We start from the raw sequence: 21,242 nt of genomic DNA on the forward strand, positions 1-21,242 counted from the left end.
TACTATGCAGCCCTGGTCAGCGCATCCCCATTGGCCCGCACCAGGGCTGGCATGTCCGCCTTCGGGTGCCAGTTGCGTCACTACAACGCCCACTCCCCCGGGGCTGCGGGTCTCACGAAAAAAATACTCGTTGCCCGGGCAAGGCACTTGCCGACTAATATGACGCGCATCATACTTTCTAAACCCACAGCGCCGCGGCGCCCTGCCGCCACGCACCCCCCCTCCATCACCCTTTGGAGAACACTCGTGCCCTACGTCAACGTCCGCATCACCAAGGACGGCGTGACCGTCGAACAAAAGCGCAAGCTCGTCGAGCAGATCACCCGGACCCTGGTCGAAGTCCTGGACAAGAGTCCGGAACATACGCATATCGTCATCGATGAAGTGGAGCCGCAGAACTGGGGCTTCGCCGGCATGCTGACCGATGAATTCCGGCGCATCTCACGAGCCGTGAAGTGACGCCGGGCGAGGTCGTCGACCGCATCGGCGGCCAGGGCGGCGGGAGCTTTCGCGATGCGCTGGATGCTGCGTACACGCTGGCCATCCGCCACCTCGATGGCATCGGCGACCAGCGCGTGGCCCACCTGCCGGCACCCGAGGCGCCGGCCCCGCCGGACGGCATCGGCTTCGACGCCGCGCTGAAGCTGGCCAACGAGCGGATCGTTCCGTGGATCTCCGCCTCCCCGGGGCCGAGGTACCTTGGATACGTGACGGGAGGCGTCACGCCGGAAGCGCTGGCAGCGGACTGGCTGGTTTCGACGTGGGACCAGAACGTGTCCAATGCTGCCGGATCGATCGCCGCGGATGTCGAGCGCCGCACGGTCGCTGCGTTCGGCGCGGCGTTCGGGCTGGCATCATCGATGCACGGCCAGTTCGTCAGCGGTGCCACCGCCGCCAACCTTGTCTGCATCGCCACCGCGCGCGAATGGGCTGCCCGGCAGTCGAGCGCGCCCCTCACCGTATTTGCCGGGTCGGCGCACTCCAGCATCCTCAAGGCCATGTCGATCACCGGGGTTGGCCGGTCCAGGCTGCGGCCGGTCGCTACATTGGCTGGGCGCACAGCGGTGGACCCGCTGGCGCTCGAACAGGCCCTTGCCATTCACTCCGGGGGGCCTGCGGTCGTGGTGGCCAGCGCCGGGGAGGTCAATACCGGGGATTTCGACGACCTGCTTCGTGTCAGCGAAATCTGCAAGCGTCATCGGGCCTGGCTGCACGTCGATGGCGCGTTCGGTCTGTTTGCCGCCTTCGATTCCGGACTGCGCCCCCGGCTCGACGGAATCGAGCATGCCGACTCGGTCACCGTCGACCTGCACAAGTGGCTCAACGTGCCGTACGACAGCGCGATCGCGTACACCGCGCGGCCCGACCTCCAGCGCGAAGTGTTTTCCGCGAGCTCGGCGTATCTGGGCGACGATCCAGACCCCTTGCACTTCACGCCAGAGAACTCGAGGCGCTTCAGGGCGTTTCCGGCGTGGATGGTGTTGGCCACGCGTGGCACGCGGGGCATTGGCGAGTGGGTCGGGGCCAACTGCCGACTTGCCCGCCAGTTCGGAGAAGCGATCAGCGCAACCGGGCGCTTCCAGGTGCTTGGCGGCATTCCGCTCAACATCGTCAGCTTCACCCCGACCCGGGGTGGCGCAACGGCGCGTGACAGGTTCCTGCAGCGTCTCAATGCAGGGGGCGAAACCTTCATGACGCCCGGCCAGCTGTTCGGGCAGCCTACCGTGCGCGCCGCCTTCTCGAACTGGACCACGAGCGCGCAGGATCTTGATCGCATCGTCGCGGCCGTGGCTGCAAGCGTCGATTGACCGGACTGCGCGGCTTGCGGAATCAACCGAATCGGTGCCCACCGTTCTTACGAGCGCCACGGAATGGCATTTTCAGGCCAGGTACTTTTCGTTGCAGCTTCGATAGGAACAGACCCGTGGGCTAGTTCAGCTCCTTCACCCAAGCGGCAACCGCCTCGTCGGTCATCAGGCCCCCAGGCCAACGCAGCGACGGCGTGTAGTACTCGTTGTTGGCGCGCACGCGATTTCGGTACACCTTCATTCCGAACGAGATCACGGAAAGGCCACTGGGAAGCCGCTCGGAACGGTTGTCGATGTAGACCGCGTCGGCACTGGTGGGGAGCCCGATGTGCGTGACGCCGGGCAGGCGCAGCGCGACGTCCATGAAGTCGAGGCAGGCACTGGCGCAGGCCCCGTCGGTGAGGGCAAACACCTTGCCGCTGAACGGGCTGGCTGCACCCGGTTCGGCAGTGGCCGTGGGTGGCTGCGACGTGCGATGGAAGGGACGCCCGGCCTCGATGCTGGCCGCCATGTCGTCGAAGAACTGCTCGCCGCGGAAGGTCTGTTTGCGCAGTTCGGCCAGGTTGCCCGGGGACGCCCGCCAGTCCACGGTCCAGTCGAAGCTGCCGACGATCGCCCCGACCGCGTCCTCCCCGTACAGGATCGAAAGCACACGCGCGCCGTGCTGGCTGTTGCCACCGCCGTTGCCGCGCATGTCCAGGACCACGTGGGACGCCTCGCGAAGCCGGTCGCGGGAGGCCTCGAGGTCGGTGAAGAAGTCTTCGGGCACGTCCCCCATGTGGGGCATGGAGACGAACCACACGCCGGAGACGGACCGAACGCCGAACGGTGGCGTGTTCGCCCCGCGCGCCAGGCTGATCTTCTCGAGGGCCTCCTCCCGCGGCAGTGGGCGCCAGGCCAGGTCCACCGGCTGCACCACGCCATCCACGACCACTTCGCACGATGCCGGCGGCTCCACGTCCATGCCGAGGAAGAACAGTTCCGGGGCCAGCCTGCCCTTGCGGTGGGGCACATCCGGGTTCCAGGACACGGGCGCGAGGTCCCGGTCGAGGCGGACGGACAGCATGACGTCGTCGCACCGGGTGATCTGGGCACCGTCCGGAACCTCCTGGACTTCACTGAGCGTCGCCAGGAAGCGCCCCTCGCTGTCCTGGTGGACGGTGAAGCCGGGCCAGCGCCGATACAGCATGTCGGCACGCGGAACCAGGAAGATGTGGTTGTCGCGAAACCCGTTGGTGTACTTGAGCAGGGTCGTCCGGTAGTCGGACAGGCTGGCAGCCGCCTCGGCGTCGCGCATGCCCGCTTCGAGCCCGTCGGCGAGCCAGCGACGGAACCGGGTGTTCTCCTCGTCCACGGCGCCGGGATGGTTCTCCGACAGGATGTCGTGCAGTGCCTGCAGGTCCTGCTTCGCCATGTCCGACCAGGGCGTGGCCATCGCGTAGCCCCCCAAAAGCGTGCAGCACGACAAGGCGATGCCTTGGAACACCCGGATATGGAAGCTCACTGACTCGTTCCTCGATGGGGTTGACGGGATGGAGGGGCCGCGGGTGGATTATCGCCGAGCCAAGGCCCGGGTGGAGGGTGCCGGATCAGAACTCGCCACGGATCGACAGCGTGAAGATCGGCCCGATCAGGCGATCACGCTGTTCGTGGAACGCCACCGGATCGGTGCGGCGACCCTCGTGCACGGTGCGGTCCCACATGCTGGTGCCGCCCAGCAGGTTGTTGAGCGTGCCACGCACGGTCAGGCCCATCACATCCTTGTGTTCCAGGTAGACGTTCGCCCACACCGGTCCCTCCCACATGCGGCCCTGCTCGGTGAGGCGGTAGCTGCGCGAGCGGTACTCGTAGCTCATCCCGCCGCCCCAGCCCCAGTTGCTGCCGGGCGGGTCGTGGCGCAGCGTCACCTGGGCGAAGTCCTCCAGGCTGTTGCTCATCGGGCGGCGCTCGCCGGTCAGCGGGTCGTTTACACGGCTGCGCTGGTGGATCACGCGGGTGTCGATCCGGCCGCCCTCCCAGCCCAGCCCGCCCAGGTTCAGCGTGCCCTTCCACTCCACGCCCCACATGCTGCCGGTGCCGATGTTGCCCGGCGACTCGCCGGTGTCGCCAATGGGGACCACGTCCACCTGATCGTCCACCCGCACCACGTAACCACGCAGCGAGGTGCTGCCCCAGTCGCCCATTCGACGGGTCACTTCGCTCTGCAGGTCCCAGATCTGCGACGGCCGCAGGTCCGGGTTGCCGGCATTCTCCAGCTCGTCGGTCAGGTTCACGGTGGCCAGGAAGTCGAAGAAATTCAGCTGGCCGACGCGGCGCTCGAGCTTGAAGCTCACGTCGGTGTCGGGCGACGCGCGCCAGGCCGCGGTGAGCAGTCCCTTCGGGCGCAGGAAGGTGCGCGCCTGGCCACCCTCGCCCACCTGTTCCAGGCGCGAGTGCTCGGCACCGGCGGACAGGTTCACCGTCCAGTCGCTGCCGATCGGGCGGCCGTAGCTGCCCATCAGCTCGTAGCGGTCCTCCTCGACCCGGGCGCTGCTGCCGGGCAGCGGCACGGGCTGCAGTTCGCCATCGGCACCCATCACGAACAGGCGCGCGACGTTGTCGAGGCTGTTGAAGGCCGCCTCGCCGGACACCTGCCAGTCGCCGACACCGCGGCTCCAGCGGTACTCGCCGCGCGCGATGCGCTCGTCCTCGACGCTGTCGCGGTCGAAGCGGTCGCCGGCGTCGGGGCTGCCATCGGCGAAGCGCGTGATGGCGGTGGCGACGCGGTCGATGGTGCGGCCCTTCGACAGGCCGATCAGCTTCATCTGCCCGCCACCGAGGGCGAACGCGTAGTCGCCGCCCACTTCATGGCCGTACCCCTTGGCGATCGAACGCACGTCGCGCTCGCGGTCCACGCGGCCGGGCCCGGTGCGCAGGCCGTCCTCGCGGAAGTCCTCGTCGATGCGCCGGTAGGACAGGTTGAGGTTGGCGATCGGCTCGCTCTCGCCGTTGTCGGCTTCGCCTTCCGTGGCCACGCCAGAGGGCACCTCCGGCCGCAGCGCGAAGCGGGCGCTGATGCGCGGCTGGTTGTACTCCGAGGTCCAGGCCTCGTGGCGTTCTTCGATCAGCGCGCCGTCGCGGTCGCGGATCACGGTGGGGCCATCGGCCCCCGAATGGTTGGAGGCGTTGTCCAGGCCCAGGGTGTGTTCCAGCCGGCCATTGCGACCACTGACGGAGACGGCGAAGTTGCTGAGCCGGGGGTCGGTGTTGCGCGCGCGGAATTCCGGCGACCAGGTGTACTGGCCGGTGCGCCCGGTGGACACGGTCACCACGTTCGCCACCGGGCCGGACAGCCCGGGGATGTCGAGCGTGGCGCCATCGACCAGTTCGATGCGCAGCACGTTCTCGGCCGCGATGCGGCGCAGCTCGACCAGGATCTCGTTGTCCTTGCCCGAGATGCGCTGCCCGTTGAGCAGCACGTTGCCGGTGGCCTGGCCAAGGCCGCGGGTCTGGGCCTGTTCGCGGATCACGAAGCCGGGCAGCTGCGAGAGCATGTCGAAGGCGTTGCGCGGCGCGAAGCGTTCGAAATGCTCGGCGGTGTAGATGCGGCGGCCGTCCTCGCCCGTGCTCATCGTGGCGGCGTGAGCGGCAGGCAGGGCCAGCGCCAGCGCGATCAGGCACGGCAGGCTGGCGAGCGACGTGGAACGCCCTTCGCGGGACTTTCCGGCGTGCGATGTGCGGCGGGGAATTCGGATGTTCATGTTCAAGTTCCTTGCACGGCCGGGGCCGGAATCAGGCGCGCGAAGGCCCGTGGCCGCGGCTGGCGGCCAGTTCGATCACGCGAGGGGAATCAGGGAATGCGGTGGGTGCCGCGAGGACGTTTAGGGGCGGGGTCAGCCGTCGTCGCTGGATGCCCGGCGCACCTCGCCGCCGGTGGAAGGTGAGGCGAGCACCCGCGGGTTGCCGTAATACACGATGTCGCCACCGCCGGAAGTGCTGGCAACGAGTCCGGACAGCGCCTGGGTGATGATCTCGCCCTGCCCGTCCAGGGCCGCCACGACGTGGTCTGCGACCAGCGCCCGGGTGTCGATCCGACCGGAACCACTGAGGGCCAGGGCCAGTGCGCCCTGCTTCGGGAAGCCGTTCCCCACCAGGATCTCGCCGCGTCCACTGATCGACAGGGCACCCAGCGGACCGGGCGTGGTGACCTCGATCTCGCAACGGTCATCGCAGGCCGACACGAACAGGCGACCCATCGCCCATTCGACGATGGCCGAGGCGGGGTCGCCCGCCACCACCGAATAGCCATGTGCGTCGCCCGGCACGATGCGGACCTTGCCGGCGCTTTGCAGTTCGACTTCCGTGAAGCCGGCGGACGCATGGCGCGCCGGGGTCACGCTGGCGGGGGTCCCTGCCACCGCGGCACCACCCGTGGTGCACACCGGCGCCAGGGCGGCCAACGGGGCCGCGAGCAGCAGTGCGGCCGCCGCACAGCTGCAGGCGAAGCCGTTGCTGGCCGGCACCCGGCGCAGCGTCGGCTGCAGCACCCGCGCCACGCGCTGCTTGAGGCCCTTGAAGCCGGGGGCTACGCCGTTGGCGGCCAACAGCGCGCCATGGGTCTGGTAGCGCGCGGCCTGCACCAGCACCTGCGCATACACATCGCCCCGCACGTCGGCCGACAGCACTGCGTCGTCCACCGCTTCCTCGCGCAATTGGTGGCATTCGCGCGCCAGGCGCCATACCAGCGGGTTGAACCAGAACACCGCGGTGGCCAGGCGACCCAGCAGCAGCTTGCTCCAGTCCAGCCGGTCGAGGTGGGCCAGCTCGTGGGCGATCACCGCCTCGGCCTGACGGGTGTCGGCGGCCGAGCGCGGATCCAGTGCGATGACCGGCTGCACCACGCCCCAGCTGACCGGCGAACTCAGTTCGTCGCTGACCAGCAGCGCGGCGCCACGCTTGAACCCCAGGCGCTCCTGGGCACGCGCCATCGCCATGACCCACTTGGGATCGGTCACCACCCGCGCCCGCCGACGCAGGCCGAACAGGCGGGCGACCGCCAGCAGCAGTGCCCCCAGCAACATCAGCACCGGGACGAGATAGAACATCGCAGCAGTGGCGCTCGAGCCACCCTTGGGCGGCGTCACGGCAGACTGGGGGGACACAGCCTGCGAGGGACCGGCCGGCGGCACTGGCGCCGCATCGACGGCCGCCCGCCCGGGCGCCTGGCGGACCGACGCGGGGGCCGGCACGAAGGTCGGTGCGGCCTCGCCCAGCGCACGGGTCACCACCTGCGGCGCCTCCACTTGCCAGCGCGGCCCGCCCACCACGATCAACGGCAGCAGCAGCAATGCGGCCAGGCCCGCATGCGCCACCCACGAGCGCTCGGCGGCCGAGCGGCCCGACAGCGCGCGCAGCACCAGCAAGGTGACGCCCGCCAGCAGCACGGACTTCCAGGCCAGCTCGAAGAACACGACCGTGCTCATGAGCGTGCTCCCTTGCGTGCCTGCTCGATCATCTTCTGCAGTTCATCCAGCTGCGCCTCGTCCAGCGACTCGCTCATGCCCAGCAGTGCGCTGGCGGCACTGGTCGGCGAGCCGTCGAAGAACACCTTCACCACCTTGTCGAGCGCCGAGCGGGTGGCGGCCGCCTTGGGCACCGCCGGCAGGAACAGCTGGCCGCGTGCGGAGGCCTTGCGCTTGACCACGCCCTTGGCCTCCAGCCGGGTCAGCATGGCGCGCACTGCCTGCTCGCTGAGCTCGACGTCCAGTGCCTCGCGGACCTCGGCCACGGTGGCCTGGCCGTTCGCGTAGAGCACGTCGACGATCTGGCGTTCGCGGGGGGGGAAGGGACTCGAGCATGGACGGGCTCCGGGGCGGCAAGGGACACTGCAACTGTAGTGCACTACAAATTTAGTGCCGTTGCAACCCTGACTGATGGCCTATGCGCCGTTCGGTGGGCGCCCTCAGGCCTTCCCCAGCTCCGGCAGCCGCCGCAGTGCGGCACGGAAGAACTCCCGGTCCACCGGCATCAGTTCGCGCAGGCGCCGGCGCAGGCGGGTGGCGGCCTGCGCCGCGCGTGCGAGGTCGCCCTGGTGGGCCTCGTACCAGGCCACCTCCAGCAGCAGGTTCGCCCGTTGCAGGGCGTCGACCTGGATGCGGCCGGCATCGACCTCGGCCAGCTGGGTGCCGGCGATCGCCAGCCACGTGTCGCCGCGGTGCGCGAACTGCATCGGCTTCACTTCCCGCGCCACCTGGGCCGGAGATGTCACCGGCCAGCGCCGGAATGCCGCCAGCTCGGGGTGCGCGTCGGGTGGCCCGCCATCGCGCACCATGCGCAGCAGGTAGATGGTGTTCCAGCTGCCGCCGCCCAGGCCGTGCTGCTGCGTGAGGGCGTCGGCCAGTGCGATCCAGCGCAGTGGACGCTCGTTGCGCGTGGGCCCCCGGACCAGGCCACTGCGGCGGAACAGCCACAGCGACCAGCCGAGGTTGCTGGCGGTCGATGCGGCAGCGTCGAATAGCTCGGACTCGCAGGCCAGCGCCAGCGCCTGGCGGTAGTGCGCCACCGCCCGCACCGCGGACTGCTGGCGTTCGGCGGGCGCGGCAGCATCGTCGAGCGCCTCGGCACGGTGGATCAGCGCCAGCAGGTTGCTGGCCTCGCAGCGCACCCGCGGATGGTGCTGGAACAGCAGCGCCCAGCGCCCGTCGGTGCTGGCCTCGCGCAGGATCTGCCGGGCCACGAGGATGTTGCGGTCGGCATAGGCGCACCACGCCGACACGATGGCGGCCATCGCGCCCAGCCAAGCGTGCTCCGGGGCCTGTTCGTCGCGCCATTGCGCATCGAGCTCGGCCAGCACGGCGCGCGCGGCGTCGGCATTGCCGGCCCGGCGCCACACCATTGCCTGCTGCACCAGCGCCAGGGCCGCGCCATACGCGTCGCCGGCCAGGGCCTGGGCCTTGCGGTAGCCGCCCAGGGCACCCTCGCCGCCCGCCACCATCAGGCGGCCGCGCTGCATGTCGGCCTTCGCGCCGCCCCAGGCATGCCAATACGCCGCGTCCGGGCCGTCGGCCAGGGGCGTGGCATCGGCCGGTACCGGTCTGGGAAGATCCAGCCACTGCAGAACATCTGCGGCGGTGGCGCCCTTCCCCTCCAGCGTGATCCGGATCCGCTTCGCCTCGCCCGCTGCCAGCCAGAACGGCCCGCGACTGCGGCCGGCCAGCGAGAGCATCGACAGCGGCCGATCCACCTGCGTGCCCCAGCCCACCCGAATGCCCCAGCGCGCGAAATCGGCGAAAGCGCGGCTGACCAGCATGCGCGGGTTGCTGCGCGCGCGGGCGAAGTGCTCGCGAACTTCGGCGGCGCGCAGCCAGCCCGGACTGTGCGGATCCGCACCCGTCGCCACCACCCACAGGCGCAGCAACAACCACGCCGATTGCGGGGAGACCGGCCGACCGTCCACCCGGACCGGTGCGCTGAGTTCGATACGCGGCATGGCGCGCAGACTAGCACCGCGCCGGCGGGCGTGGTGACAGCCGTTACAGCGGTGACGTCCGCGACGGGCCCAGGGCTGGAACGGGCCCGGCACGACGCCGCACAGTCGGCCGCCACACACAACGCAAGGAGGTTCCATGAAACGCATTGCCCTGCTCCGCACATCCCTGCTGGCCGCGATGGCATGCACCCTCGCCGTGGCGGGCGCCGCCCACGCCAGCCCCGAAAGCCAGGCCGCGCGCTTCGCCGACTACGGCACGCCCGGCGTGTGGCTGACCAAGCATGAGGACGGCACGACCCACGAGGTGCTTGCAGACGCATCACCGGACGCGGCGCGCCGACCGGCCTCCTCGATCAAACCCCTGCTGGCCCTGATCGCTCTGGAAACCGGCGCGCTGGCCGGGGGCGATGAGGAGGTGCCCTGGGACGGGCGCGCCTATCCGAACTTCCCGCACTGGGAGCAGGCGTCGACCCTGACCGAGGCGATGGCCTCGTCGAGCGAGAGCTACTTCCGCACCCTGGCCACGCGCATTGGTCGCGACACGCTGGCGGAGTGGGTGGCACGGGTGGACTACGGCAACGGCATGCTCGGCGCGCAGGCCGAAAACGCCTGGCACGACGGCGTGCTGTTGATCACACCGCGACAACAGCTGGCCTTCGCCGACCGGCTGCGGCGCGGCGACCTGCCCTTCGCGCCGCAGCACATGGCGACGGTGCGCGAGGCGATGCGCGGCGGCGACGTCGACGGCACGGCCGTATACGGCAAGACCGGTACCGGACTGCGCCGGGGCGATCACGCGGGCGTGGGCTGGTACGTCGGCTGGACCGAAGGCGGCGCGACGGACGCAGCCTTCGTGCTGATGGTGGCGCTGGAGGACTCGATCGACGGCCGCGATCGCCGGGTTCGCCTGGCACACCAGTTGCTGCGCGACACCGTGCAGGCACCGACGCGCTGATCCCGCCGTGCGGACCGGGCCCCTGCGCCACCGGCGGTGGCGGGCCCGGTCCGCGCTGCTCAGGCCGACCCGGCGATCTCCCGTACCGCGCCCACCGCGGCCTCGACCTCCTCGGGCGTGTTGACCAGGCTGGCCGCCAGTCGCGGCTGGCTGTTGGCGTAGGGGCTGCCGCTGGCCACGATGCGGCGCTCGAGCAGCTGGCTGATCACCTCGCGCGTCGGCACGCCTTCCACTTCGAAGGTGACCACCCCGGCGGAGAACTCGGGCGAGCGCGGCGTATGCACCCGAACCCGTGGAATCTCCGCCAGCCCGTCCTTGATCTGCCCGTTGAGTTCGGCAATGCGGGCCGCCACGCGTTCGCGACCGATCTTGCGGTGCATGGCGAAGGCGGCGGCGGTGGCCCAGCGATGCTCGAAGGCCTCGAACCCGCCCGGCATCATCCGCCGTGCGTTGGTGGGTGTCGCCGGCGCGGCGTCTTGCATCCACGCGACGTACGCCTCTTCGTCGGTGAAGCTGGGCACGGTGGGCCGCAGGCGCGCCCAGGATTCCTCGCGGGCCCAGATGATGCCCGTGCCGCGCGGCGCGAACATCCACTTGTGCGTGCCCGCGCAGAAGAAATCCGCACCCAGCTCCGCCACCTTCGGCTCGGCCGAACCCAGTCCGTGCACGCCGTCCACCACCAGCAGCGGGGCGTTGGGACGCGACTTCAACGCAGCGGAGATCTCCTGGATCGGAAGCCGGATGCCCGAGCTCGAATGCACCCAGGTCAAGCCGACCACGCGGGTGCTCGGGGTGATGGCCGCCTGCAGCCGGCGGATCATGTCGGCGGTGTCCGGGCGCGAGGAGTCCTCGAACAGGCTGATCTTGCGCATCGAGGCGCCGGACTTCTCGGCCGCCAGCCGGATCGACTCGTGGTGCGAGTAATGGTCGTGCGTGGTGGTGAGCACCTCGTCGCCCGGCTCCAGCGTCAGGCCCTGGTAGACCAGCGCGAGGCTCTCGGTGGTGCTTCCGGTCAGGCAGACCTCATCGACGGTGCCACCGGTGTAGTCGGCGACCTCGGTGGCCACGGCCAGCAGCAGGTTGTCCTCGGGCCCTGAAAACATGGCGCGCTCGAGGCTGAGGTAAGGGTTGTGGTCCAGCGCGCGGCGGTACGCGTCCAGCGCATCGCTGACCGGCTTGGGATGGCTGACCAGGAAGAACGAGGCGAAGTGGCTGTAGGACCAGTCCAGCGGGAACTGGGCGCGGACCTGGCCCCAGTCGGACAGGTCGGGCATCGGCGTCGACTGTTCAACCACCGCTGCAAGCAGTGCGCCCGGAGACAGGGCCCCGAACGCCACCACCGGGGATGCACGAAGCAGTTCGCGACGGGTCAAGCTCATCGGACGTTCTCCTGGCTTGCTGCGGGATGGCTGCGGGTACCATCCCGGGAGAACGCCAGCCGCGGGGGCCATCGGCCACGTCAGTCGGCGGGATGCTCCGCCGTCGCCGCTGTCGATACTTCGACCCCCGCGCCGGCATCGTCGTACTCATCATCCTCGAACTCATCCGGTGCCCTGACCGTGTAACCGCGGGCCGCCAGCTGGGCCAGCAGTCCCCCGGGGCGCAGCGCCTCGGACATCGGAATCGCACCCACGGTGACCGGATACTCGACCAGCGCCTGCTCCGCCGCCGCCAGCCAGGAGGCATGCACGCGCGCTTCCAGGTCGTCGAAGCCGCGCCGGGCCAGCATGCCGGTGCCCAGCAGGGCCTGGATGCAGGCGCTGCCGGGGTCGGCGCCGCTGAGTTCGCGCAGGATGTCGAGGTCACCGGTGGCCCACGCGTTCGCGCGGCCGCGCAGCAGGCCGATGTCGGATTCCAGCCGCTGCAGCGTGGCCTCGAAGCAGGCCAGGTCCTCGACCTCTGTGGCCTTGAACTCGCGCATCGCGTCGCGCGGGTCGTCGATCGTGATCTTCAGCGTCGACTCGACCCGGGGAAGGCCACGTGCCTGTGCGGTGTCCTTGACCAGCGTGGACACCGGGGACAGCCGTGCCATCGCATTGGCCTCCACCGCGGCTTCGTGCAGCTTCTGGGCGGCGAAGATCGGGCGCCAGCGTTCCACCTTGCGGTCGCGGCCCAGGTAGCGGCCCTTCTGTTCGATCCAGCGCGCGTAGGTGTCGGGCGGCAGCACGTCGCCAGCGTCTGCGGCCGGGGTTGTTGCGGATGCCGATGGCCTGGGGCGCGAGGGTGATCGCATGGAGGCGCCCGCGACCGGTGCCCACGTCCACGCCCGGCGACTGCAGCACCGCGTGCGCTTCGGCCAGGCGCTCCTCCAGCTCCGTGGGCCGCCACTGCATGTCCTGGGGCACGGGGCTGACGATGCCGATCAGCCACAGGTGGTGGTCGCCGCGCGACACGCGCCACAGGCCGGGACCGGGCTGCTCACCGGAAACGGTGACCGAATCCAGGACCACCGCCTCATCGGGAACGACGGCCGTGGCCAGCGGGGCCACCAGGAAGGACGCAGCGAGAGAACCCGCCACGAGCGCGAACGAACGGACAACCCAACGACGCGTGCTCAAATCAGATCCCTTGAAGTGCTGCGCCGGCTGGCGCGGCTGGAGTCTAGCCGGCGCCTCATTAAAAGCCGGTTAGGCGGCGCGGACGGGAACGCCGCGCGCCGCCCGGCCGATGCCGCTCACCAGATCAGGTCGTCGGGCACCTGGTACTGCGGATCGGCGTAGGGGTCTTCCTCGCGCGTGGCGTTGGGGTCGACCTCCAGCGCGATGCCGTCGGGGAAGACGGCCTTCGCCTCGGCCAGCAGCGCGATCGGCAGCAGCAGATAGCGGCCCTTCTGCTGGCCCACCCACAACTCGCCGGCGTTGAGCTGCTTGATCTGATCCTCGGTGCAGTACACGCGCTTGATCTTGCCGCCGTACTCGAAGTGGCGCGGATGCTCGGCCTCTGCCGCGTTCACCGCCTTGCCTTCGATGAGGGCGTCGAACTTCGCGCGGGCCTCGCGGCGGATGCGCGCGGCCTCCTGCTTGGCCTTCTCGGCGTCGATGCGCTCCTGCTTTTCCTTCTGCGCGCGGATCGCGTAGGCCTTGGCCAGGTCGATCTCTTCCTGGCTGCGCTTGCCGCCGCTGGCGCCGCCCCCCGGGCCGGCCAGCACCGGGCTTGCCGCCACGACGCCGCGGGCCACGCCCGTCGGGACGACCTTCGCGCGCGCCCTGCCCCTCAGCGCCCGGCTTGCCGTTGTTGGGCTTGCCACTGTGGGGCTTGCCGTCCTGGGGCCTGCCGCCACCCGGGCCGCGTGCGCCGGGCTTGCCGTGGTGCGGCTTGCGGCCGCGCTCGTCGGGCTTGCGCTCGGGTTTGGGGGCGGGCTTGAAGCCCAGGCCCATCAGCTGGTCTTTGAGGGAGTTGGTCATCGTTTCGGTCGCGGCGCTGCGTGGGCAGCGGGAGGGTGATCAGTAATGCGGCGGGGGCTGTTCCTGCCCCGGGTCGGCATACAGCAGGGTGCGCAGTTGCTTGAGGTCCTGCAGCGCGCGATCGAGCAGCATCGCCGTGCGGTCCGCCTGCAGGCTCGAGCTGGCCAGCGCATCGGAGAGTTCGTTCAAGGCGAGCTCCTGGAAAGCGACGCGGCTTTCCAGCTCCACCAGGCGGGATTCGAGGTCGTCGGACATGGGCCTATTCTAAACGCAGGCTGCAAACGCAGGCGGCCGGCGGATATCTCCGCCGGCGCCCGGATTTCATTGCGCTGCCGGTCTTACTCGACCACGTCCAGCAGCTCCACCTTGAACACCAGCGTGGCGTTCGGCGGGATCGGGCCCGGGTTCGGGCGCTCGCCGTAGGCCAGCTCGGCCGGGATCCAGAACGTGTACTCGGCACCCGGCTGCATCAGCTGCAGGCCTTCGGTCCAGCCCGGGATGACGTTGCGAAGCGGGAACTGCGCCGGCTCGCCGCGCTCGTAGGAGCTGTCGAACACGGTGCCGTCGAGCAGTCGGCCCTCGTAGTTCACGCGCACGGTGGAGTTGGCCGTCGGGCGGGTGCCGCTGCCCTGGCGCACCACCTGGTACTGCAGGCCCGAGTCGGTCACCTGCACGCCGGACTTGCCACGGTTCTGGGCCAGGAACGCATCGCCGGCGGCCTTGTTCTCGGCGGCCAGGCGCTGGTTGCGCTGCTGCTGCTGGGCCTGCATGCGCTGGGCGAAGGCCTGGCGCACCTCATCGGCCTGCTCGGCGGTGAGTGCGGTGTTGCCGCTGCCCAGGCTGTCACGGATCGCGCGGATCACCACGTCGACTTCCAGCTCGTCCTTGATCGGCTCGATCATCTGGGCCATGTCCATGCCAACGGTGTAGCTGACACGGTCCTTTTCGGTGGTGAGTTGCTGGCCGAAGGCGGCACCGGCGATCAGCGTGGCGGATACGGCCAACGCCGTGGCGGTGTAGCGCGGTGAAAGCTTCATAACTTGGCATCTCCTGGGGGACTGTCCGGCTTCATGCCGGGCCACAACGGCGAACGATAGCCCGCGACGGTGCGGGCGGGCAACGCATACGACCGGATCGGGCCGACAGGGTTCCCCATGCAGATCGCCCGGTCAGGATTGGATCATGTCCGGATCACGGGGCCTTCGGCACAGTCGGCACGACAGCCCACACACAGGCGGACCAGGATGGACACCTTCAGCGAACTCGAGCGGCTCAGGCAGCGCGGCGACGGGCAGATGGAACCGGGCAGCACGCGCGAGGCCGAGGCGCTGGCCCGCTTCACCGGCTTCTTCAGCCACCTCACCGTGGAAGCGGTCGAGACCCGGCTGCGCGACACCTATGCCGAGGACGTCTACTTCAGCGACACGCTCAAGACCGTGCGCGGCCTGGACAACCTGATGGCCTACATGCGCGACAGCGCCGAGGCCACCGAGGACGTGCGGGTGGAGATCCAGGAAACCACGCGCACCGCGGCCGGCGACTACCTGGTGCGATGGAAGATGATGATCCGGTTCAAGAAGTTCGCGAAGGGCCGCGAGAACTGGAGCGTCGGCATGAGCCACCTGCGCTTCGACGGCGACGGCCGCGTGGCCTATCACCAGGACTACTGGGACGCCGCCGGCGGCATGTTCGAGCACGTGCCGCTGCTGGGTTGGGGCATCAGCGCGATCAAGAACCGCCTGTAGTTCTCCAGCGGAACGGCCCCGCACGGCGCCGGACCACCCTGTGCAGGCGCTGCCGGCCCCGTCGCGGGCATCGGGAAGACTGCGGCTGGGCACGGAAAACTACTGGATTCATATTGCAAGCCCTTGTATCTGCGCCGGTTCAGCGGCGCGGATCGTGCCTGCCTGAACAAAAGTGCGGAAGATGTTGACAGTGGCCAAACTGGTGTTATAGTTACCTACAACACCTATCCAGAAGGACTGTCCCTCAGTCCGCCGGGAGACGCGAAATGAACGCGACCTACAAACATACGCTGGCCGGCCTGTTCGCCCTGACCGCCATCCTCGCGCTGCTGGCGATGGCGGGCAATGGCGCGGCCCGGGCCGAACCCCTGCCGTCCGCCGCGGACACCCGCGAGCAGCCGACCGAATCCGCAACCGCCGCCGACCCGGCGTCGGAAGCGGCCCAACACCGCGCCCAGAGGCGCGCCGTGAGAGCCCAGTTGTCGATGCCCTACTTTTCCTACTCCCGCGCCCTTCCACGCACTGCGGAGATCTGAGCCATGAGCGTGACCTGGAACGACAACACTCCGATCTACCTCCAGCTCAAGGAAAGAGTGGTGGCGATGATGCTCGACGGCGACCTCAATCCCGGCGACGCCCTGCCCTCCGTGCGCCAGGTGGCGGCGGAGTACCAGCTCAACCCGATCACCGTCAGCCGCGCCTACCAGGAACTGGTGGACGAGACGCTGGTGGAGAAGCGCCGGGGCCTGGGCATGTTCGTCACCGAGGGCGCGCGGCAGAAGCTGCTGGCGTCCGAGCGCAACCAGTTCCTTACAAATGAGTGGCCCCTGGTGGTGGAGCGCATCAGCGCCTGGGGCTGGACTTCGATGATCTGATGGAAACGGCCAAGGCCGACGGGGAGAAGAAGTGATGGATACCGCGATCAAGCCGGTCATCGCTGCCAGGGGTTTGAGCAAGCGCTACAAGAAGACCCTGGCCGTGGACCACGTGGACTTCGATATCGGCCCGGGCCGCATCGTGGGCCTGATCGGTCCCAACGGCGCAGGCAAGACCACGGTGCTCAAGGCGATCCTGGGGCTGGTGCCCTTCGATGGCGAGCTTCGCGTGCTCGACCGCGACCCGCGCACCGAGCGCGACGAGCTGATGCACGACGTGTGCTTCATCGCCGACGTGGCGGTGCTGCCGCGCTGGATGAAGGTGCGCGAGGCCGTCGACTTCGTCGAGGGCGTGCACCCGAAGTTCAACCGCAAGCGCTGCGAGGACCTGCTGGCCAAGACCAAGCTGACCCCGGACATGAAGGTCAAGCAGATGTCCAAGGGCATGGTGGTGCAGCTGCACCTGGCCCTGGTGATGTCGATCGACGCGAAGCTGCTGGTGCTCGACGAGCCGACGCTGGGCCTGGACATCCTGTACCGCAAGGCGTTCTACCAGCATCTGCTGGAGGACTACTTCGACCAGGAGAAGACGATCATCGTGACCACCCACCAGGTGGAGGAGATCGAGCACATCCTGACCGACCTGATGTTCATCAAGGACGGCAAGATCGCGCTGGAGGCCAGCATGGACGAGGTCGGTGACCGATTCGTCGAAGTGATGGTGGCCGGCGAGCACGTGGCAGCGGCACGGGCGCTTGGCCCGATCGACGAGCGCCAGGTGTTTGGCAAGACCGTATTCCTGTTTGACGGGCAGCCGCGCGCCAAGCTCGCCGAGTTCGGCGAGACCAAGACGCCCGGCGTGGCCGACCTGTTCGTCTCGACCATGAAGGGGACCTACGCATGAACACCTTCAAGTGGCTTCTCAAGCGTGAATTCTGGGAGTCCAAGGGCGGCTTCTTCTGGGCCCCGATGATCGCCGGCCTGGTCTTCATCGGCATCAACATCATGGGCTTCATCACCGCCCTGGTGCTGGGCAGCCGGCAGAACATGCAGGTCAGTGGCGTGAACATCAGCGACCTGACCCGCGACGTGCTGGCCGAGGACGCGGTGGCGCTGGGCCAGGGCCTGGACATCAGCCTGTACATGGCCGCCACGTGGCCGTTGATGGTGCTGCCGTTCGTGGTGTTCTTCTACTGCCTGGGCGCGCTCTACGACGACCGCCGCGATCGCAGCGTGCTGTTCTGGAAGTCGTTGCCGATTTCCGACCGCGACACCGTTCTGTCCAAGGTGGTGACCGCGACGGTGGTGGCACCGGTCATCGCGATCGTGGCGGCGGTGCTGACGATGCTGGCCTTCCTGGTGGTGCTGTCGATCTTCGTGCTGGCCCATGGCGGCAACCCGTTCACGCTGGTGATCGGCCCGTCCAGCCCGATGCTGGTCGCGTTCAACGTGCTGATGTGGATCCCGGTGTATGCGGTGTGGGCGTTGCCGGCGGTCGGCTGGCTGCTGCTGTGCTCGGCCTGGGCGCGCACCAAGCCCTTCCTGTGGGCGGTGATGCTGCCGCTGTTCGCCTGGGTGCTGGTGGCGTGGTTCGGCCTGATGCGGGTGTTCGACCTGGGTGCGGGCTGGTTCGGCCTCAACATCGTCGGGCGCATGCTGCTGAGCGTGGCACCGGGCACCGACGTGCTCTACCGCGACTGGGCCACGTTCTCCGGCATGCAGGGTCCCGAGGACTTCCTGCACCTGTTCAGCGCCGGCTTCGCGTTCCAGAGCTTCGCCCTGCCGCACATGTGGATCGGTGCCCTGGCCGGCGCGGTCATGGTGGTCATCGCGATCCGCCTGCGCCGCTGGCGCGACGAGGGCTGACCCCCCTGCCCGCCCGGCCCATGCCGGGCGGGCGGGCAACAACCTCCGATGGAGTGGAATTCATGAACAAGACAATGATCGCCGTCCTGCTGCTTTCGCCGGGCCTGGCCCTGGGCCAGGGCCCCTGCGCGGTGGAACGCACGCAGACACTCGAACTCGACACCGTCGGCATCGAGACGCTGCAGGTCAGCATCGGCCCGGACAGCCTGCGGCTGGAAGGCCAGGACCAGGAAGGTGGTTCGCTGAGCGTGCGCATGTGCGCCTCCGACCAGACGCGCCTGGATGACCTGGCCGCGGCGCTGGAGCGTGACGGCGACGACCGCCTGGTGCTGGCGCTCGACCACGGTGGCCGCCACAACGAGATCGGCCGCAGCTGGTTCATCACCCGCAGCGACTATGGCCGCTTCGAGATCAGCGGGCGCATCCCCGCCCGGCTCGCCGTCGACCTGACCGTGGGCTCGGGCGACGCGGAGGTGACCAACGTGGGCGCCCTGGAGGCCGTGGTCGGCTCCGGGGACCTCGAGGTCAGCCGGGTGGACGGTCGCTTCACCGCGCTGGTCGGCAGCGGCGACATCGAAGCCGAACGCACCGGCCCGGTCGAGATCGGCTCCATCGGTTCGGGAGACATCAAGCTGCGTGGCGTCGAGGGTGACGCCCGCATCGGCAACATCGGCTCGGGACAGCTGGACCTCCGCGAGGTCAGCGGCACGGTGTCGATCGGAACCATCGGCTCGGGCGGGGCGAAGCTCTTCGACGTGGGCGGCGATGTCGAGGCGCGCGCGCTGGGCTCGGGAAGCATCGAGGCCCGCGACATCGGCGGCGACCTGCGGCTGCGCAGCAAGGGCTCGGGCGACGTGGAGCACCGCGGCGTCAAGGGCAGCGTGAGCCTGCCCAACCGCTGACGCCCTGCCCGGTTCAACCCCTATCCTTCCAAGGAGTCCAATGATGAAGGCATTGATCCCCGTCCTTTTCCTGGCACCCACGCTGGCGCTGGCCGCGATGCCCTGCGCCCACGAGAACCGCAGCGAGCTGCAGCTCGACCTGGACGACATCCGGGTGCTGCAGGTCGCGATCGGTCCGGACAAGCTGCGCCTGGTCGGTGCGCCCGATGGCGATGGCCGCCTGAGCGTGCGTGGCTGCGCCTCCTCCGCCGAGCGCCTGGCGCAACTCTCGCTCGAACCCGAGCGGGCCGGTGACGGCGTGCTCAAGCTGGTGCGCGAGACCGGCGGCAGCTCGTCGGTGCGCTTCAACCTCTTCGGCCGCGGCAGCGGCAATTACGGCTACTTCGAGATCGAGGGCCGCATTCCCGACACCCTGGCAATCGACCTCGCCGTGGGCTCGGGCGATGCGTGGATCCACAACGTGCAATCGCTCGATGCCACCGTGGGCTCGGGCGACCTGGAGGCACGCGACGTGGCCGGCCTGTTCAAGGCCCGGGTGGGCAGCGGCGACATCGAGGCACGCAACGTCGGGCGCGCCGAGATCGGCTCGATCGGCTCGGGCGACGTGGAGCTTTACGGCGTGGCCGGCGACGTGAGCGTGGGCAGCATCGGATCGGGCGACCTCGACCTTCGCGACGTGGAGGGCTCGGTCGACATCGGTTCGATCGGCTCGGGCGACGCGGAGCTGCAGCGCATCGCCGGCAGCGTCAGCGTCAGGACGCTGGGCTCGGGCGACGTCAGGGCCTACGACGTCGGCGGCGACGTGAGCCTGAGCGTCAAGGGCAGCGGCGACGTGCGCACCCGCAACGTGGCCGGCAACGTGGACGTGCCGCGCCGCCGCTGATGGCATCCAGGCCGGCGCCGCCTCGGCGGGCCCGGCCATACCGGAGGGATTCACGATGAACACCAAACCCCTGATGCTGGCCCCGCTGGTGGCGCTCGTGCTGCTGGCCGGCTGCGCGCAGCACGTCGATTTCGAAGGCGATTCCAGCCACCTCAGCGTACGTGGCGACACGGTGCGCATGAACGTCCCGGACCTGCCGCGCGCCACGCTCGAGCCCGACGGCACGTTCAAGGTGGCAGGGACGGAGGTTGCGACCACGCCCGCCCAGCGCGCCCTGTTGCGCGACTACCATGCCCAGATCCTGCGCTTTGGCGAGGATTCCGCCGAGTTCGGCAAGGCCGCGGGCGGTGCTGCCGCCACGGCTGCACGCGACGCGGTGCGGGCCAAGTTCAGCGGCGAGGCCGACGAGGGCATGGGCGAGCGCATCGGCCAGGGCGTCAAGGACGCCGTGTCGGCGGGCCTGGGCCCGATCTGCGATCGCATCGACGACGTCTACCGCTCGCAGCGCGCGGTGGCCGAGAGCGGCTTGACCGAATTCCAGCCCTACGCGCGCATGACCCCGCGCAGCAGCGAGAAGTGTCGCGAGGGGATGGCTTCGCTTTGACGGTCGGAGCGGCGCCCGCGCCGCGACCGGTCCTGGTTTCGAGGTAAGACGGCGCGCGCAGGATGCACGCCCAGACCGCGCCGGGTCTGCCACGGCAGCGTCGCCTTGGGCGGTGGCGCTGACGTGGCCTTGGAAACTGCCATGGAGTCCTGATGATGAAACACATCCAATGCTGGGCCTTGACGGCCCTGGCAAGCGCCGCGCTGGCCCTCACCAGCGTCGTCGCTGCCGAACAGACCGCCAACCCGTCCGCGGGGAGCGAGGGATTGCAGCTCACCGCCTTCGGGCACCCCGACGCGAGGATCGGCACGACCGGTCGCCTGTTCATCGACGACATCGAGGTGCCCACCTCGCCGGAACAACGCCAGGCCTTGATGCGCATGCATCTGCACATCGAGGACCTCGGCGCGAAGGGCCAGGCGATCGGGCGCGAGGCCGAGGCGATTGCCGCCGAGGTGACCGCCGAGGCCCTGCAGGCCGTGGCCAGCGGACGCGCCGGGGACCCGGCATTCGCGGCCGGCGTCGAAGCATCGGTCAAGGCGCGCCTTGCCGACTCGATGCAAGGCATCTGCGGCAGCGTGGACGCACTGGTCGAGAGCAGCCAGAAGGCGATCGACATGGGCCTGATCGAACTGCTGCCCTACGTCGACGGGCAGCTCGACGCGGGCGATCAATGCTGGTCGGAAATCGCCGCCCTGCACTGACCACGCAGGGAGTCCGGCCGCCCCAGGG

The 21,242-nt window shown here is 69.4% G+C and carries 20 protein-coding genes and 2 pseudogenes; 12 read left to right on the forward strand and 10 right to left on the reverse strand.

The window, feature by feature from the left end; genetic code table 11:
- Positions 1 to 246 precede the first annotated feature (246 nt).
- Positions 247 to 459, forward strand: coding sequence for a tautomerase family protein (locus tag FU658_RS13325; RefSeq protein WP_147892528.1), 213 nt, complete (start codon positions 247 to 249; stop codon positions 457 to 459).
- Positions 456 to 1,808, forward strand: a complete 1,353-nt coding sequence (locus tag FU658_RS13330) for a pyridoxal phosphate-dependent decarboxylase family protein (RefSeq protein ID WP_222708457.1) — start codon at positions 456 to 458, stop codon at positions 1,806 to 1,808. The genes FU658_RS13325 and FU658_RS13330 overlap by 4 nt, the downstream gene beginning before the upstream one ends.
- 121 nt (positions 1,809 to 1,929) lie before the next feature.
- Here the strand turns inward: FU658_RS13330 and FU658_RS13335 are convergent, their stop codons facing one another.
- From FU658_RS13335 to FU658_RS13355, 5 genes are all read right to left on the reverse strand, one after another.
- Positions 1,930 to 3,312, reverse strand: coding sequence for a S41 family peptidase (locus tag FU658_RS13335; protein WP_147892529.1), 1,383 nt, complete (start codon positions 3,310 to 3,312; stop codon positions 1,930 to 1,932).
- Positions 3,313 to 3,397: 85 nt separating this feature from the next.
- Entirely contained in the window at positions 3,398 to 5,548 is a 2,151-nt protein-coding gene (locus tag FU658_RS13340; protein WP_147892530.1) for a TonB-dependent receptor domain-containing protein, read from the reverse strand.
- Positions 5,549 to 5,680: 132 nt separating this feature from the next.
- Positions 5,681 to 7,270, reverse strand: coding sequence for a M56 family metallopeptidase (locus FU658_RS13345; protein WP_147892531.1), 1,590 nt, complete (start codon positions 7,268 to 7,270; stop codon positions 5,681 to 5,683).
- Positions 7,267 to 7,689, reverse strand: coding sequence for a BlaI/MecI/CopY family transcriptional regulator (locus tag FU658_RS13350; protein WP_147892532.1), 423 nt, complete (start codon positions 7,687 to 7,689; stop codon positions 7,267 to 7,269). The genes FU658_RS13345 and FU658_RS13350 overlap by 4 nt, the downstream gene beginning before the upstream one ends.
- A gap of 60 nt (positions 7,690 to 7,749) precedes the next feature.
- Positions 7,750 to 9,276 carry a hypothetical protein gene (locus FU658_RS13355; RefSeq protein WP_147892533.1) on the reverse strand — a complete coding sequence of 509 codons (1,527 nt, stop codon included), beginning with the start codon at positions 9,274 to 9,276 and terminating at the stop codon, positions 7,750 to 7,752.
- Between the two features lie 136 nt (positions 9,277 to 9,412).
- On the opposite strand from FU658_RS13355, the gene FU658_RS13360 reads away from it, so the two are divergent.
- Positions 9,413 to 10,231 carry a class D beta-lactamase gene (locus FU658_RS13360; RefSeq protein WP_147892534.1) on the forward strand — a complete coding sequence of 273 codons (819 nt, stop codon included), beginning with the start codon at positions 9,413 to 9,415 and terminating at the stop codon, positions 10,229 to 10,231.
- A gap of 59 nt (positions 10,232 to 10,290) precedes the next feature.
- On the opposite strand, the gene FU658_RS13365 is transcribed toward FU658_RS13360, so the two are convergent.
- The 5 genes and pseudogenes from FU658_RS13365 to FU658_RS13385 all read right to left on the reverse strand — a co-directional run bounded on the left by FU658_RS13365 (position 10,291) and on the right by FU658_RS13385 (position 14,672).
- Positions 10,291 to 11,610, reverse strand: a complete 1,320-nt coding sequence (locus tag FU658_RS13365; protein ID WP_147892535.1) for an aminotransferase class V-fold PLP-dependent enzyme — start codon at positions 11,608 to 11,610, stop codon at positions 10,291 to 10,293.
- An 80-nt stretch (positions 11,611 to 11,690) separates the two neighbouring features.
- Positions 11,691 to 12,398 carry a TraB/GumN family protein gene (locus tag FU658_RS13370; protein ID WP_187266130.1) on the reverse strand — a complete coding sequence of 236 codons (708 nt, stop codon included), beginning with the start codon at positions 12,396 to 12,398 and terminating at the stop codon, positions 11,691 to 11,693.
- Between the two features lie 507 nt (positions 12,399 to 12,905).
- Positions 12,906 to 13,635: pseudogene (locus tag FU658_RS13375) on the reverse strand (DUF2058 family protein).
- Between the two features lie 39 nt (positions 13,636 to 13,674).
- Positions 13,675 to 13,890: a SlyX family protein gene (locus FU658_RS13380; protein WP_147892538.1), complete on the reverse strand. Its 216-nt coding sequence runs from the start codon at positions 13,888 to 13,890 to the stop codon at positions 13,675 to 13,677.
- An 83-nt stretch (positions 13,891 to 13,973) separates the two neighbouring features.
- The gene (locus FU658_RS13385) at positions 13,974 to 14,672 is read right to left on the reverse strand and encodes an FKBP-type peptidyl-prolyl cis-trans isomerase (RefSeq protein WP_147892539.1); all 699 of its coding nucleotides are present in this window, start codon (positions 14,670 to 14,672) and stop codon (positions 13,974 to 13,976) included.
- A gap of 207 nt (positions 14,673 to 14,879) precedes the next feature.
- Between FU658_RS13385 and FU658_RS13390 the strand changes: the two genes are divergently transcribed.
- The 9 genes and pseudogenes from FU658_RS13390 to FU658_RS13430 all read left to right on the forward strand — a co-directional run bounded on the left by FU658_RS13390 (position 14,880) and on the right by FU658_RS13430 (position 21,214).
- The gene (locus tag FU658_RS13390; RefSeq protein WP_187266131.1) at positions 14,880 to 15,380 is read left to right on the forward strand and encodes a nuclear transport factor 2 family protein; all 501 of its coding nucleotides are present in this window, start codon (positions 14,880 to 14,882) and stop codon (positions 15,378 to 15,380) included.
- Positions 15,381 to 15,646: 266 nt separating this feature from the next.
- A complete protein-coding gene (locus FU658_RS13395) occupies positions 15,647 to 15,916 on the forward strand; it encodes a hypothetical protein (protein WP_147892541.1) in 270 nt (89 codons plus the stop codon).
- A 3-nt stretch (positions 15,917 to 15,919) separates the two neighbouring features.
- Positions 15,920 to 16,290 (forward strand): annotated as a pseudogene (locus FU658_RS13400) (GntR family transcriptional regulator).
- Positions 16,290 to 17,159 (forward strand): ABC transporter ATP-binding protein, encoded by an 870-nt coding sequence (locus FU658_RS13405; protein WP_222708459.1) that lies wholly within the window; start codon positions 16,290 to 16,292, stop codon positions 17,157 to 17,159. Before FU658_RS13400 ends, FU658_RS13405 begins: the two are co-directional and overlap by 1 nt.
- Positions 17,156 to 18,121, forward strand: a complete 966-nt coding sequence (locus FU658_RS13410) for a hypothetical protein (protein WP_147892542.1) — start codon at positions 17,156 to 17,158, stop codon at positions 18,119 to 18,121. Before FU658_RS13405 ends, FU658_RS13410 begins: the two co-directional genes overlap by 4 nt.
- A gap of 62 nt (positions 18,122 to 18,183) precedes the next feature.
- On the forward strand, positions 18,184 to 19,023 hold the full coding sequence (locus FU658_RS13415; protein ID WP_147892543.1) for a DUF4097 family beta strand repeat-containing protein: 840 nt from the start codon (positions 18,184 to 18,186) through the stop codon (positions 19,021 to 19,023).
- A 43-nt stretch (positions 19,024 to 19,066) separates the two neighbouring features.
- Entirely contained in the window at positions 19,067 to 19,906 is an 840-nt protein-coding gene (locus FU658_RS13420) for a DUF4097 family beta strand repeat-containing protein (RefSeq protein WP_147892544.1), read from the forward strand.
- Between the two features lie 55 nt (positions 19,907 to 19,961).
- On the forward strand, positions 19,962 to 20,510 hold the full coding sequence (locus FU658_RS13425; protein WP_147892545.1) for a hypothetical protein: 549 nt from the start codon (positions 19,962 to 19,964) through the stop codon (positions 20,508 to 20,510).
- A gap of 155 nt (positions 20,511 to 20,665) precedes the next feature.
- Positions 20,666 to 21,214 (forward strand): YggN family protein, encoded by a 549-nt coding sequence (locus FU658_RS13430; protein WP_147892546.1) that lies wholly within the window; start codon positions 20,666 to 20,668, stop codon positions 21,212 to 21,214.
- Positions 21,215 to 21,242 lie beyond the last annotated feature (28 nt).

The organism is Alkalisalibacterium limincola (assembly GCF_008017755.1).
GTDB lineage: Bacteria > Pseudomonadota > Gammaproteobacteria > Xanthomonadales > Xanthomonadaceae > Alkalisalibacterium > Alkalisalibacterium limincola.